We start from the raw sequence: 13,714 nt of genomic DNA, 5'->3' as shown, positions 1-13,714 counted from the left end.
TGTCATATGGGGGCAAGCATGTTTGATATTGGCGTTAATTTAACCAGTAGCCAGTTTGCAAAAGATCGTGATGATGTGGTCGCCCGTGCGTTTGCGGCGGGAGTAAAAGGTATGCTACTGACCGGAACGAACATCCATGAAAGTCAGCAGGCGTTAAAATTGGCGCGGCGCTACCCCCATTGTTGGTCGACGGCTGGCGTCCATCCCCATGACAGCAGTCAGTGGTCATCCGCGTCTGAAGACGCCATTATTGCGCTGGCGAACCAGCCGGAAGTCGTCGCTATCGGTGAGTGCGGGCTGGATTTCAATCGCAATTTTTCCACGCCGCAGGAGCAGGAGCGTGCCTTTCAGGCGCAGCTACAAATTGCCGCCGAATTGCAGATGCCAATCTTTATGCACTGCCGGGACGCGCATGAGCGATTTCTGGCATTGCTTGATCCCTGGCTGGATAGTCTTCCTGGTGCAATACTGCACTGCTTTACCGGTTCACGCCAGCAAATGCAGGCCTGTGTGGACAGAGGGCTCTATATCGGTATTACCGGGTGGGTTTGCGACGAACGACGCGGACTTGAGCTACGTGAACTCTTACCGTTTATTCCAGCGGAAAAGCTACTGATAGAAACCGACGCGCCGTATCTGTTGCCTCGCGATCTTACGCCGAAACCAACGTCACGACGCAACGAGCCCGCGTATCTGCCTCACATCCTGGAGCGCATTGCGCTATGGCGTGGTGAAGATCCGCAATGGTTAGCGGCGATGACAGATGCCAACGCCAGAACCTTATTTGAGGTCGTATTCTGAACGATCGCTAAATCTTGCGAAAACCGGTGTTTTTTACGCTCTGCTTCACTTCTTTATTGAGTAAATTAAGCAGTAACATCGAACGCGTTTCGCCATCCGGTTCGGTAAAAATCGCTTTCAGCCCTTCAAATGCGCCTTCCGTGATGATGACGCTATCGCCGGGATAGGGGGTTTCAGGATCGACAACGCCTTCGGGCTTGTAGATAGAAAGCTGATGAATAACGCTGGAAGGCACGATCGCAGGATGCGCGCCAAAGCGCACAAAATGGCTGACGCCGCGCGTGGCGTTGATTGTAGTGGTATGTATCACTTCCGGATCAAATTCAACGAACAGATAATTAGGAAAGAGCGGTTCGCTGACGGAGGTACGTTTTCCGCGTACCATTTTTTCCAGGGTGATCATCGGTGTCAGGCAACTTACCGCTTGTCTTTCGAGGTGTTCCTGAGCACGCTGAAGTTGCCCGCGTTTGCAGTACAGTAAATACCAGGATTGCATAATGACTCTTATCCGCTTGTTCGGGGCGCAAGCATAGCAAAAGCCATGCGCGAAGTTAATTATACACTTCATCCTTTAAGCCGTATCTGGATTAGCGTTGGTTGCCAGAGTTCACGCTAATTTAACAAAAATACAGCATCCCGATGATGAACGCCGTATAATGATGCGCTTACCAAGAGGCTACAATGGACGCCATGAAATATCACGATTTACGCGACTTCCTGACGCTACTTGAGCAGCAGGGGGAACTAAAACGCATCACGCTACCTGTGGATCCTCATCTGGAAATCACGGAAATCGCTGACCGCACGCTGCGTGCCGGTGGACCGGCGTTGCTGTTTGAAAATCCTAAAGGCTACGCCATGCCGGTGCTGTGCAACCTTTTTGGCACGCCAAAACGCGTGGCGATGGGCATGGGGCAGGATGATGTTTCCGCATTACGGGAAGTGGGTAAATTATTAGCGTTTCTGAAAGAACCTGAGCCGCCGAAAGGCTTTCGCGATCTGTTTGACAAGCTGCCGCAGTTTAAGCAAGTGCTGAATATGCCGACGAAACGGTTACGCGGCGCGCCTTGCCAGCAGAAAATCGCGTCTGGCGATGATGTCGATTTAACGCGTCTTCCTGTCATGACCTGTTGGCCGGACGACGCCGCGCCGCTGATTACCTGGGGACTGACGGTAACGCGTGGTCCGCACAAAGAGCGGCAAAACCTGGGCATTTATCGTCAGCAGTTGATAGGTAAAAATAAGCTGATTATGCGCTGGCTGTCTCATCGCGGCGGCGCGCTGGATTTTCAGGAGTGGTTAGCCGCGCGTCCGGGTGAACGTTTCCCGGTCTCCGTCGCATTGGGCGCCGATCCGGCGACGATTCTTGGCGCCGTGACTCCTGTTCCCGATACTCTGTCGGAGTATGCCTTTGCGGGCTTGCTGCGCGGCACGAAAACTGAAGTGGTTAAATGCCTTTCTAACGATCTGGAAGTGCCTGCCAGCGCCGAGATTATCCTTGAAGGTTACATTGAGCCGGGAGAGATGGCGCCGGAAGGACCGTATGGCGATCATACGGGCTATTATAATGAAGTGGATAACTTTCCGGTCTTTACCGTCACGCATATTACGCAGCGTGAGGATGCCATCTATCACTCCACCTATACCGGGCGTCCGCCCGATGAGCCTGCGGTATTAGGGGTGGCGCTCAATGAAGTCTTCGTGCCTATTCTGCAAAAACAGTTTCCGGAAATCGTCGACTTTTATCTGCCGCCGGAAGGGTGTTCTTACCGCCTGGCGGTAGTGACGATGAAAAAGCAGTACGCTGGTCATGCGAAACGCGTCATGATGGGCGTCTGGTCGTTTTTGCGCCAGTTTATGTATACGAAATTTGTTATCGTTTGCGATGATGACGTTAACGCACGCGACTGGAATGATGTGATCTGGGCGATTACCACCCGTATGGACCCTGCGCGGGATACGGTGCTGGTTGAAAATACGCCGATTGACTACCTGGATTTTGCCTCGCCGGTCTCCGGGCTGGGTTCAAAAATGGGGCTGGATGCCACAAACAAATGGCCGGGCGAAACCCAACGCGAGTGGGGTCGTCCTATTGTTAAAGATCCTGAAGTTACCGCGCGTATTGATGCGATTTGGGATGAGCTGGCTATCTTTAAATAACTGAAAGCGGACATCGACATTTCAGGCTGCGGCGACTCGGCTTGAAAAATGTCGGTATTGACCCGACACCCGACAGAGGGAGCGCATGACAACCTTAAGCTGTAAAGTGACCTCGGTAGAAGCTATCACCGATACCGTATATCGGGTTCGTTTAGTGCCGGACGCGGCGTTTTCATTCCGCGCTGGTCAGTATTTGATGGTCGTAATGGACGAGCGTGACAAACGCCCGTTTTCGATGGCCTCAACGCCGGACGAGAAAGGGTTTATTGAATTACACATTGGCGCTTCTGAGCTCAATTTGTATGCGATGGCGGTCATGGATCGGATTCTGAAAGACCGGGAAATCGTCGTCGATATTCCGCATGGCGACGCCTGGCTACGTGACGATGAAGAGCGTCCGTTGATTCTGATCGCGGGCGGTACGGGCTTTTCTTATGCGCGCTCCATCCTGTTGACGGCGTTAGCGCGCAACCCGGCCCGCGATGTTACCATTTACTGGGGCGGTCGCGAAGAAAAGCACCTCTATGATCTCTCTGAGCTGGAAGCACTCTCTGTTAACCATCCGAATTTGCGTATTGAACCTGTTGTCGAGCAGCCGGAAGAAGGCTGGCGTGGACGTACAGGAACGGTACTTACGGCGGTATTGCAGGATTATGGTACGCTGGCGGGGCACGATATTTATATTGCCGGACGTTTTGAGATGGCGAAGATCGCCCGCGATCTGTTCTGTCATGAGCGTAACGCGCGGGAAGATCGTCTGTTTGGCGATGCGTTCGCATTTATTTAACTATTTTATGGGACGCAGTAGCGTCCCTTTTTACGTTAGCCTACCTAAAAGTCCTCTTAAATATTAATTAATCGTCAACTATAAAACCTTATGATATTGAATATCTACAGGCTTTGTATTGCGTGTAATAAATTAAGTAATATTATGTCCTGAGGCTATCAATAAAAATAGTTAATTATATATGCTTCATTTATTTTTATAAAAGAAACATAAAATGGAAAGTTAGTTATTTATTTATAAGATGGAGAGTGTTATGAAATTTAAATATGCTTTAACTTCTCTCGCATTATCTGTTGCAATTTTGTCATCAGTACCTTCTACTGCTTTCGCCATCGGCGGCGCCAGCGGCGCTAAAGTGGACTATCAGGTCCAGGGGAAAATTGGCGAAGTTGTTATGAACCCCTATGATATCGCGCCGCTAACCGCCGTTATTCGTAATGGCGGTTACCAGTTACGTGACGTGCATGTACGGATTGTACCCAAAGAAAATGGCCAGGAGATCGCGTATAAAGTTAATAATAAATACCTTTTAACGTATGGCGGTATTCCCGTCTTTGGTCTTTACCCGGATTATGTCAATACCGTTGAAGTTGAATATACAAGAATCCAGGGTAGTAAAACCGAAAATATAAAAGAAAGCTATAAAATGTATGCACCGCCTGCCTATATTGAATCAGCGGGTACAAAGGAAGAACAATCAGCACTCTTTACTATCGATGTTAAAAAGGTTTCCCCAGAATTTAAAGATCGCTTGTATCTTTTGAATAATACGAAAGATAAGTCTGGGAATGGAACGCGTACTGTCTGGAACAACCCTACTGGGGGTGCATTAGAATGGAACTTCACTACAGCTAACGCTATTATCGACACCTCCGGTGATATTCGTTGGTTTATGAATCCAAGTTCAATTTATGATTTAAAGTCAATTTATCGTGCTGGCGTTATGATGGGCTTTAAACAAAACCAGGATGGCGCACTATCGTGGGGCTACGGTCAGCGTTATGTGAAATACGATATCATGGGGCGTGAAATCTTTAACCGCCGCCTGCCGGATAATTATAACGATTTTTCACACTCAATGGATAACGCGGCCAACGGTCACTACTTCCTGCGTGTAGCCAGCTCTAACTATAAACGTCCTGATGGGAAAAATGTTCGTACCGTGCGTGATGTGATTGCCGAAGTTGATCAGAACGGCGTGGTAGTGGATGAATGGCGTCTGTTTGATATCCTCGATCCTTATCGTGATGTGATAATGAAAACCCTCGATCAGGGCGCTGTGTGCCTGAATATCGACGCCAGCCAGTCCGGCCATACGTTGAGCGAAGAAGATCTGGCGGCGCTGGACTCCTCCGATAAATTCGGGGATATCGTGGGTAGTGGGGCTGGCCGCAACTGGGCGCATGTCAACAGTGTCGACTATGACAGTGAAGATGATTCCATCATCATCAGCTCCCGCCACCAGAGTGCGATTATCAAAATCGGCCGCGATAAGAAAGTGAAGTGGATACTGGGTACGCCTGCTGGCTGGAAAGCGCCATTTAATGCCGCAATTCTGACGCCAGTGGATAGCAAAGGCCAAAAAATTGCTTGCCAGGACAGTGGCTGCGAGGGTGACTTCGACTGGACATGGACGCAACATACGGCCTTTAAAATTGATAGTAAGAGTAAAGGCGATATCTTATACCTTTCCGCTTTCGACAATGGCGATGGCCGCGGCTTAGAACAGCCTGCTATGCAGAGTATGAAATACAGCCGCTCCGTGATTTACAAAATCGACCAGAAAAACAAGACAGTCCAACAGATCTGGCAATACGGTAAAGAGCGCGGGAACGAGTGGTTTAGCCCGGTAACCTCTATCACCGAGTACCAGACTGACAAGAATTCTGTGTTCGTGTATTCCGCAACAGCAGGTGGTGCGTTTGATTTGTCGGTAGGCGCATTTACCAGCTTGCCTAATCCGTATCTGGAAGAGTTCAAATGGGGAGAAAAAGAGCCTGTGGTCGAAATGCAAATACATGGTGCGCGTGGATATCAGGCTATGCCATTTAGCCTGACCAAAGCGCTTACTGAGTAGAGCGGGCCATACGGTGAAAAAACCCGCCCCTGACGGGCGGGAAAAACGGCAACTAAACTGTTTCCCGTCATAATTCGCGCAGCCTCTTTGTTGGCTGCCTTTGCTCACCCCGGGCACATAGTTATCTATGTTCCCGGGGATTCGCTCAGTTGCCGCTGCGCTGCAATGCGAGTTATTTAGGGGATATTATCTTTGATTAAACCCGCTCAAACACCGTGGCGATGCCCTGACCCAGACCAATACACATCGTCGCCAGACCAAACTGCGCGTCTTTGCGCTCCATCAGGTTGATAAGCGTGGTGCTGATACGTGCTCCGGAGCAGCCGAGCGGATGACCAAGCGCGATCGCGCCGCCGTTGAGGTTGATCTTCTCGTCTATCTGCTCCATCAATCCCAGATCCTTAATGCATGGCAGGATCTGTGCGGCAAACGCTTCGTTCATCTCAAACACATCGATATCGCTGGCCGACAGTCCCGCTTTTTTCAACGCCAGTTTTGACGCCGGAACCGGCCCGTAACCCATAATTGACGGATCACAACCCACCACTGCCATTGAACGAATACGGGCGCGAGGTTTTAGACCCAGCTCACGGGCACGACTTTCGCTCATTACCAGCATGGCAGCTGCGCCATCGGAAAGCGCGGATGAGGTGCCCGCCGTGACCGTGCCACTAACCGGATCAAATGCCGGACGCAGTGTTGATAGCGCTTCGACCGTGGTTTCCGGGCGGATCACTTCATCGTAGTTAAACTGCTTCAACACGCCGTCTGCATCATGACCGCCAGTCGGGATAATCTCCGTTTTGAATGCGCCAGACTGGGTGGCGGCCCAGGCGCGAGCGTGAGAACGCGCGGCGAACTGGTCCTGCATTTCCCGGCTAATGCCGTGCAGGCGGGAGAGCATTTCCGCCGTTAGCCCCATCATCCCTGCCGCTTTGGCGACGTTGCGGCTCAGACCGGGGTGAAAATCCACGCCGTGGCTCATCGGCACGTGCCCCATATGCTCCACGCCGCCAACCAGACAAACCTGCGCATCGCCGGTCATGATCATTCGCGCTGCATCGTGTAACGCCTGCATCGAGGAACCACACAGACGGTTGACGGTGACCGCCGGTACCGAATGGGGAATTTCTGCCAGCAGCGCGGCGTTACGGGCAATGTTGAAGCCTTGCTCCAGCGTTTGTTGTACGCAGCCCCAGTAAATATCATCGAGGGTCGCCGCTGTAAGCGACGGATTACGCGCCAGCAGGCTACGCATTAAGTGGGCGGAGAGATCTTCTGCCCGCACGTTGCGAAACGCGCCGCCCTTCGAACGGCCCATCGGGGTGCGAATAGCATCGACAATGACAACCTGTTCCATTGTGACTCCTTAAGCCGTTTTCAGAGAACCAACCGGACGGGCTGGTTCAACCGGGGGATAATACGGTTCGTTATGGCGCGCTTTATTACGCAGCCCTTCCGGCACTTCATACAGCGGGCCGAGGTGTTGATACTGCTGCGCCATATCAAGATATTTCGCGCTGCCCTGTGTATCCAGCCAGCGGAATGCGCCGCCGTGGAACGGAGGGAAGCCCAGGCCGTAGACCAGCGCCATATCGGCTTCCGCCGGGCTTGCGATAATGCCTTCTTCCAGACAGCGAACCACTTCGTTAATCATCGGGATCATCATACGGGCGATTATCTCGTCGTCGCTGAAGTCGCGTTTCGGCTGGCTGACGCTTGCCAGCAGGTCATCCACCGCGGCATCTTCTTCTTTCTTCGGCTTACCCTTGTTGTCTTCTTTATAGCGCCAGAAGCCCAGACCGTTTTTTTGCCCAAAACGGCTGGCGTCAAACAATGCGTCGATCGCGTCGCGATACTCTTTCTGCATCCGTTGCGGGAAGCCTGCCGCCATTACCGCCTGCGCGTGATGCGCGGTATCAATGCCGACAACATCCAGCAGATAGGCCGGGCCCATCGGCCAGCCGAACTGTTTTTCCATCACTTTATCGACTTTGCGGAAATCCGCGCCGTCGCGCAGCAGTTGACTGAAACCGGCGAAATAGGGGAACAGCACGCGGTTAACAAAGAAGCCGGGGCAGTCGTTGACTACAATCGGCGTCTTGCCCATTTTGCTTGCCCAGGCGACGACTTTGGCAATGGTTTCGTCTGAACTCTTCTCACCGCGGATGATTTCAACCAGCGGCATCCGGTGTACCGGGTTGAAGAAGTGCATTCCGCAAAAGTTTTCCGGACGTTCCAGGGCACTTGCCAGTTCGCGAATTGGGATGGTAGAGGTATTTGAGGCCAGCACGGTTTCCGGGCGCACTTTCTGCTCGGTTTCCGCCAGTACCGCTTTTTTGACTTTCGGATTTTCGACCACCGCTTCGACAACAACATCTACGCGATCGAAACCGGCATAATCGAGAGTCGGGTGGATGGTCGAAATGACGCCCGCCAGCTTCAGACCGTCGATCTTGCCGCGCTCCAGCTGTTTGTTCAGCAGCTTGGCCGCTTCGGTCATGCCGAGGTTCAACGATTTATCATTGATATCTTTCATGATGACCGGTACGCCTTTCCAGGCCGACTGGTAAGCGATACCGCCGCCCATAATGCCCGCGCCCAGTACGGCTGCCTGTTTCGGCGTCTCAATATCTTTGGTCAGCTTTTTGGCTTTACCTTTTACATATTGATCGTTGAGGAAGATACCGACCAGCGCACGAGCCTCATTGGTATGCGCCAGCGGAACAAAGCTTTTATTTTCCAGATTCAGCGCTTCTTCACGACCAAAACGCGCGGCGGCTTCAATGGTTTTCACTGCGGTCATCGGCGCCGGATAATGTTTACCCGCCGTTTGTGCGACCATGCCTTTAGCGATGGTAAAGCTCATCGCGGCTTCAATCTTACTGAGTTTCAACGGTTCCAGTTTCGGCTGGCGTTTAGCTCTCCAGTCGAGATCGCCGGTAATGGCCTGGCGTAATACGGCTATTGCGCCGTCGATCAGCTTCTCTTGTTTCACCACGCCATCGACCAGACCGATTTTCAGCGCCTGTTCGGAGCCGATATCTTTCCCGGCGGCAATGATCTCCAGCGCGCTGTCCGCGCCCAGCATACGCGGCATTCGCACCGAGCCGCCAAAGCCCGGCATGATGCCCAGTTTAGTTTCCGGCAGGCCAATACGGAGGTCTGGCGTCGCCAGACGGTAATCGGTGGCCAGCACGCATTCGCACCCGCCGCCCAGCGCATAGCCGTTTACGGCGGCAAGGGTCGGTACGGGTAAATCTTCCAGACGGTTAAAGACGCTGTTAGCGAAATGCAGCCATTGGCTTAACTGCTCTTCGGGGACGAGGAACAGTGAAAGAAATTCGGTGATGTCCGCGCCGACAATAAAGGCCGCTTTATTCGAGCGCAGCAGCAGCCCTTTTAAATCGTGTTGCTTTTCCAGCACCTCAAGCGCCTGGCCGAGGCTGGCGACGGTTGCGGTGTCGAGTTTATTGACCGAGCCTGGAGCATCGAACACCAGTTCGGCGATGCCATCTTCCAGCCAGTCGAGGTACAGGGTGTCGCCTTTATAAAGCATGTCAGTCTCCTGAATCCACAAGGTGATCTGGTCGTACCAGATGAAGCGAAGTGTGTATTTTGTGTTAATAAAATGCAAATAAATGATTAAAGAAATGCCGATGTGATCACGCTCGGCAGAGATCACGCTCTCGTGGGGCGATGTGCTAAGATGCGGGAACTTGAGGTCAAAAAAACAGAAGGGTAAAAAATGGAATCACTGGCCGCGCTCTATAAAAATCATATCGTTACCTTACAAGAACGGACGCGCGATGTTCTGGCGCGCTTTAAGCTGGATGCGTTACTTATTCATTCCGGCGAGCTTTTCAACGTCTTTCTCGACGATCACCCTTATCCGTTTAAGGTCAATCCACAGTTTAAAGCGTGGGTGCCGGTAACTCAGGTTCCAAATTGCTGGCTGCTGGTCGATGGCGTCAACAAACCCAAATTGTGGTTTTATCTGCCGGTCGATTACTGGCATAACGTTGAACCGCTGCCAACGTCCTTCTGGACGGAAGAAGTCGAGGTCGTCGCCTTACCGAAAGCGGATGGCATCGGCAGCCAACTGCCTGCCGCGCGTGGCAATATCGGCTATATCGGCCCGGTTCCTGAGCGCGCGCTACAATTGGGTATCGCTGCCAGCAACATCAACCCGAAAGGTGTTATCGACTATCTGCATTACTACCGCGCCTATAAAACGGATTATGAACTGGCCTGTATGCGCGAAGCGCAGAAAATGGCGGTGAGCGGTCATCGTGCGGCGGAAGAGGCCTTCCGTTCCGGCATGAGCGAGTTTGACATCAACCTGGCGTACCTGACCGCCACGGGACATCGCGATACCGATGTTCCGTACAGCAACATTGTGGCGCTGAACGAACATGCCGCCGTGCTGCATTACACGAAACTGGATCATCAGGCACCGTCTGAAATGCGCAGTTTCCTGCTGGATGCGGGCGCGGAATACAACGGCTACGCGGCGGATCTGACGCGGACCTGGTCGGCGAAAAGCGATAACGACTACGCCCACCTGGTGAAAGACGTTAACGACGAACAGTTGGCGCTGATCGCTACCATGAAGGCGGGCGTCAGCTATGTGGATTATCATATTCAGTTCCATCAGCGCATCGCTAAGCTGCTGCGTAAACATCAAATCATTACCGACATGAGTGAAGAGGCGATGGTGGAAAATGATCTCACCGGGCCGTTTATGCCGCACGGTATTGGTCATCCGTTGGGTCTGCAGGTACACGATGTGGCCGGGTTTATGCAGGATGATTCCGGTACGCATCTCGCCGCGCCGTCCAAATACCCGTATCTGCGCTGCACGCGTGTGTTACAGCCGCGAATGGTGTTGACCATCGAACCGGGGATTTACTTCATCGAATCGCTGTTAGCGCCGTGGCGCGAAGGGCCGTTCAGCAAGCACTTCAACTGGCAGAAAATTGAAGCGCTCAAGCCTTTCGGCGGTATTCGCATTGAAGATAACGTGGTCATCCACGAAAACAGCGTGGAAAACATGACGCGGGATTTAAAACTGGCGTAATGGACAGTTGGTTAATCCCTGCAGCGCCGGTCACCGTTGTTGAAGAGATCAAAAAAAGCCGCTTTATTACGCTATTGGCGCATACCGATGGCGTAGACGCGGCGAAAGCGTTTGTTGAGTCAGTCAGAGCTGAGCACCCTGATGCGCGCCACCATTGTGTGGCGTGGGTGGCGGGTGCGCCGGACGACTCACAGCAACTGGGCTTTTCAGACGACGGCGAACCGGCGGGAACGGCAGGCAAGCCGATGCTTGCGCAATTGATGGGCAGCGGCGTCGGAGAAATTACTGCCGTCGTCGTGCGCTACTATGGTGGTATTCTGCTGGGTACGGGTGGGCTGGTAAAAGCCTATGGCGGCGGTGTGAATCAGGCATTACGTCAGCTTGCCACACAACGCAAGACGCCATTAACCGAATATACTTTGCAGTGTGAGTACGGTCAGTTGGCCGGAATCGAAGCATTATTAGGACAGTTTGCCGGGAAGATCGTTTCCAGCGATTATCAGGCGTCTGTTCGGCTCAGGGTGGCGCTTCCTTTTGCTCATGTGAATGCATTTTCCACAAAACTGGCGGATTTTAGCCGTGGTTCATTGCAATTGTTAGCGATTGAAGAATAATCCCCACCTCATTTTTAAGAATAAAGGAAGCGGCAGAGATGCATTTTCGCGCCATTACCCGAATCGTTGGACTACTGGTTATCTTATTTTCGGGGACAATGATTCTCCCGGGACTGGTAGCGCTAATATATCGTGATGGCGCAGGAAGAGCGTTCACGCAGACCTTTTTTGTCGCGCTGGCGATCGGTTCCATACTGTGGTGGCCGAACCGTAGGGAAAAGGGCGAGCTGAAATCCCGCGAAGGATTTCTTATCGTGGTGCTGTTCTGGACCGTGCTGGGCAGCGTGGGTGCGCTGCCGTTTATTTTCTCGGAAAGCCCAAACCTCACCATTACCGATGCTTTTTTTGAATCGTTCTCCGGGTTAACCACCACGGGCGCCACTACGCTGGTGGGGCTGGATTCATTACCGCACGCCATTCTCTTTTATCGTCAGATGCTGCAATGGTTTGGCGGTATGGGGATCATTGTGCTGGCGGTGGCGATTCTCCCTATCCTCGGCGTCGGGGGGATGCAGCTCTATCGGGCAGAAATGCCGGGGCCGTTGAAAGATAACAAAATGCGCCCGCGTATTGCCGAGACGGCGAAAACGCTGTGGCTTATCTATGTCTTGCTAACGGTAGCCTGCGCGCTGGCGCTATGGTTTGCAGGGATGCCCGCGTTTGACGCTATCGGACACAGCTTCTCCACTATTGCTATCGGCGGCTTCTCAACGCATGACGCCAGCGTAGGCTATTTTGATAGTCCCACTATTAATACCATCATCGCTATTTTCCTGCTGATCTCCGGTTGTAACTATGGCCTGCATTTCTCTTTATTAAGCGGGCGTAGCCTGAAAGTATACTGGCGCGATCCGGAATTCCGCATGTTCATCGGCGTACAGTTGACGCTGGTGGTGATCTGCACGCTGGTACTGTGGTTCCATAATATCTACGACTCGGCGCTGACAACGCTAAATCAGGCATTCTTCCAGGTCGTGTCTATGGCGACAACGGCAGGGTTTACCACGGACAGCATTGCGCGCTGGCCGCTGTTTTTGCCCGTCTTGCTGCTATGTTCCGCGTTTATTGGCGGTTGCGCCGGGTCAACGGGCGGGGGGTTAAAGGTCATCCGTATTCTGTTGTTGTTTAAACAGGGGAACCGCGAACTCAAACGTCTGGTGCATCCGAATGCCGTTTACAGTATTAAGCTGGGGAACCGGGCGCTGCCAGAACGTATTCTGGAAGCCGTCTGGGGATTCTTTTCTGCCTACGCGCTGGTATTTATCGTCAGTATGCTGGCTATTATCGCTACAGGCGTAGATGATTTCTCGGCTTTCGCCTCGGTAGTGGCTACGCTTAATAACCTGGGACCGGGGCTGGGGGTGGTTGCTGATAACTTCGCCAGTATGAATCCGGTTGCGAAATGGATACTCATCGCCAACATGCTATTTGGTCGTCTGGAAGTATTCACTTTGCTGGTACTTTTTACCCCGACTTTCTGGCGTGAATAATGGAGTAACACGTGAAAACATTGATTCTTTTCTCTACCCGGGACGGACAAACGCGCGAAATTGCCTCTTATCTGGCTTCTGAACTCAAAGAGATGGGGATCTGGGCCGATGTCGTTAATCTGCATCGCGCAGAAGAGCCGGACTGGGATAGCTATGATCGCGTAGTGATTGGCGCGTCTATTCGTTATGGTCATTACCACAGCGCCTTTCAGGAGTTCGTTAAGAAATACGCCACGCGGTTGAACGGAATGCCGAGTGCCTTTTATTCCGTTAACCTGGTGGCGCGTAAAGCTGAAAAACGGACGCCGCAGACTAACAGCTACGCGCGTAAGTTTTTAATGAGCTCTCCGTGGCGACCTGACTACTGTGCCGTCATTGCAGGCGCGCTTCGCTATCCCCGCTATCGCTGGTATGACCGTCTGATGATCAAGCTTATTATGAAGATGTCGGGCGGCGAAACGGATACCAGTAAAGAGGTGGTGTACACCGACTGGGAGCAGGTTACGCACTTTGCCCGTGAAATAGCCCATTTAAACAACAAATCGTCGGCAAAATAAACGCAAAGAATAAAAAGTGCGCACTCAGAAAATTATTTTAAATTTCCTCTTGTCAGGCAGAAATAACTCCCTATAATGCGCCACCACTGACACGGAACAACGGCACACAGGCCGCCGGGTCAGCGGGGTTCAGACCAGAACCTCACGG

The 13,714-nt window shown here is 52.3% G+C and carries 11 protein-coding genes; 8 read left to right on the top strand and 3 right to left on the bottom strand.

Going from position 1 to position 13,714, the window contains the following annotated elements; genetic code table 11:
* Positions 1 to 18: 18 nt before the first annotated feature.
* Entirely contained in the window at positions 19 to 801 is a 783-nt protein-coding gene (gene tatD, locus J4645_RS20780; protein ID WP_000459642.1) for a 3'-5' ssDNA/RNA exonuclease TatD, read from the top strand.
* Positions 802 to 808: 7 nt separating this feature from the next.
* Here the strand turns inward: tatD and rfaH are convergent, their stop codons facing one another.
* Entirely contained in the window at positions 809 to 1,297 is a 489-nt protein-coding gene (gene rfaH, locus J4645_RS20775) for a transcription/translation regulatory transformer protein RfaH (RefSeq protein ID WP_001192410.1), read from the bottom strand.
* A 185-nt stretch (positions 1,298 to 1,482) separates the two neighbouring features.
* Between rfaH and ubiD the strand changes: the two genes are divergently transcribed.
* The 3 genes from ubiD (at position 1,483) to J4645_RS20760 (ending at position 5,825) form a co-directional block, all read left to right on the top strand.
* Positions 1,483 to 2,961: a 4-hydroxy-3-polyprenylbenzoate decarboxylase gene (ubiD, locus tag J4645_RS20770; RefSeq protein WP_000339760.1), complete on the top strand. Its 1,479-nt coding sequence runs from the start codon at positions 1,483 to 1,485 to the stop codon at positions 2,959 to 2,961.
* An 85-nt stretch (positions 2,962 to 3,046) separates the two neighbouring features.
* Entirely contained in the window at positions 3,047 to 3,748 is a 702-nt protein-coding gene (fre, locus tag J4645_RS20765) for an NAD(P)H-flavin reductase (protein ID WP_000209828.1), read from the top strand.
* Between the two features lie 253 nt (positions 3,749 to 4,001).
* On the top strand, positions 4,002 to 5,825 hold the full coding sequence (locus J4645_RS20760; protein WP_000669888.1) for an aryl-sulfate sulfotransferase: 1,824 nt from the start codon (positions 4,002 to 4,004) through the stop codon (positions 5,823 to 5,825).
* A 196-nt stretch (positions 5,826 to 6,021) separates the two neighbouring features.
* Here the strand turns inward: J4645_RS20760 and fadA are convergent, their stop codons facing one another.
* Together fadA and fadB are read right to left on the bottom strand one after the other, a co-directional pair.
* Entirely contained in the window at positions 6,022 to 7,185 is a 1,164-nt protein-coding gene (fadA, locus tag J4645_RS20755; protein WP_000438778.1) for an acetyl-CoA C-acyltransferase FadA, read from the bottom strand.
* A gap of 9 nt (positions 7,186 to 7,194) precedes the next feature.
* Entirely contained in the window at positions 7,195 to 9,384 is a 2,190-nt protein-coding gene (gene fadB / locus J4645_RS20750; RefSeq protein WP_023207322.1) for a fatty acid oxidation complex subunit alpha FadB, read from the bottom strand.
* 189 nt (positions 9,385 to 9,573) lie between these two features.
* On the opposite strand from fadB, the gene pepQ reads away from it, so the two are divergent.
* Genes pepQ through hemG form a run of 4 tightly spaced genes read left to right on the top strand, consistent with a single transcriptional unit; the run spans position 9,574 to position 13,566 of the window.
* On the top strand, positions 9,574 to 10,905 hold the full coding sequence (pepQ, locus tag J4645_RS20745; RefSeq protein WP_023207323.1) for a Xaa-Pro dipeptidase: 1,332 nt from the start codon (positions 9,574 to 9,576) through the stop codon (positions 10,903 to 10,905).
* The gene (locus tag J4645_RS20740; protein ID WP_000378897.1) at positions 10,905 to 11,519 is read left to right on the top strand and encodes an IMPACT family protein; all 615 of its coding nucleotides are present in this window, start codon (positions 10,905 to 10,907) and stop codon (positions 11,517 to 11,519) included. The genes pepQ and J4645_RS20740 overlap by 1 nt, the downstream gene beginning before the upstream one ends.
* A gap of 38 nt (positions 11,520 to 11,557) precedes the next feature.
* On the top strand, positions 11,558 to 13,009 hold the full coding sequence (gene trkH, locus J4645_RS20735; RefSeq protein ID WP_000545688.1) for a Trk system potassium transporter TrkH: 1,452 nt from the start codon (positions 11,558 to 11,560) through the stop codon (positions 13,007 to 13,009).
* An 11-nt stretch (positions 13,010 to 13,020) separates the two neighbouring features.
* The gene (gene hemG / locus J4645_RS20730) at positions 13,021 to 13,566 is read left to right on the top strand and encodes a menaquinone-dependent protoporphyrinogen IX dehydrogenase (RefSeq protein WP_001645833.1); all 546 of its coding nucleotides are present in this window, start codon (positions 13,021 to 13,023) and stop codon (positions 13,564 to 13,566) included.
* Positions 13,567 to 13,714 lie beyond the last annotated feature (148 nt).

The organism is Salmonella sp. 32082101201600294FB01SM01 (genome assembly GCF_017572865.1).
Taxonomy (GTDB): domain Bacteria; phylum Pseudomonadota; class Gammaproteobacteria; order Enterobacterales; family Enterobacteriaceae; genus Salmonella; species Salmonella enterica.
Note: the sequence above shows the minus strand (reverse complement) of the source record. Positions and strands in the feature narration are given on the sequence as shown.

Bases quoted from the DNA above. Each gene is read 5' to 3' on its own strand.
- J4645_RS20760 (WP_000669888.1), top strand. From the start codon at position 4,002: ATGAAATTTAAATATGCTTTAACTTCTCTCGCATTATCTGTTGCAATT.
- rfaH (WP_001192410.1), bottom strand. From the start codon at position 1,297: ATGCAATCCTGGTATTTACTGTACTGCAAACGCGGGCAACTTCAGCGT.
- tatD (WP_000459642.1), top strand. From the start codon at position 19: ATGTTTGATATTGGCGTTAATTTAACCAGTAGCCAGTTTGCAAAAGAT.
- fre (WP_000209828.1), top strand. From the start codon at position 3,047: ATGACAACCTTAAGCTGTAAAGTGACCTCGGTAGAAGCTATCACCGAT.
- fadA (WP_000438778.1), bottom strand. From the start codon at position 7,185: ATGGAACAGGTTGTCATTGTCGATGCTATTCGCACCCCGATGGGCCGT.
- fadB (WP_023207322.1), bottom strand. From the start codon at position 9,384: ATGCTTTATAAAGGCGACACCCTGTACCTCGACTGGCTGGAAGATGGC.
- trkH (WP_000545688.1), top strand. From the start codon at position 11,558: ATGCATTTTCGCGCCATTACCCGAATCGTTGGACTACTGGTTATCTTA.
- J4645_RS20740 (WP_000378897.1), top strand. From the start codon at position 10,905: ATGGACAGTTGGTTAATCCCTGCAGCGCCGGTCACCGTTGTTGAAGAG.
- ubiD (WP_000339760.1), top strand. From the start codon at position 1,483: ATGGACGCCATGAAATATCACGATTTACGCGACTTCCTGACGCTACTT.
- pepQ (WP_023207323.1), top strand. From the start codon at position 9,574: ATGGAATCACTGGCCGCGCTCTATAAAAATCATATCGTTACCTTACAA.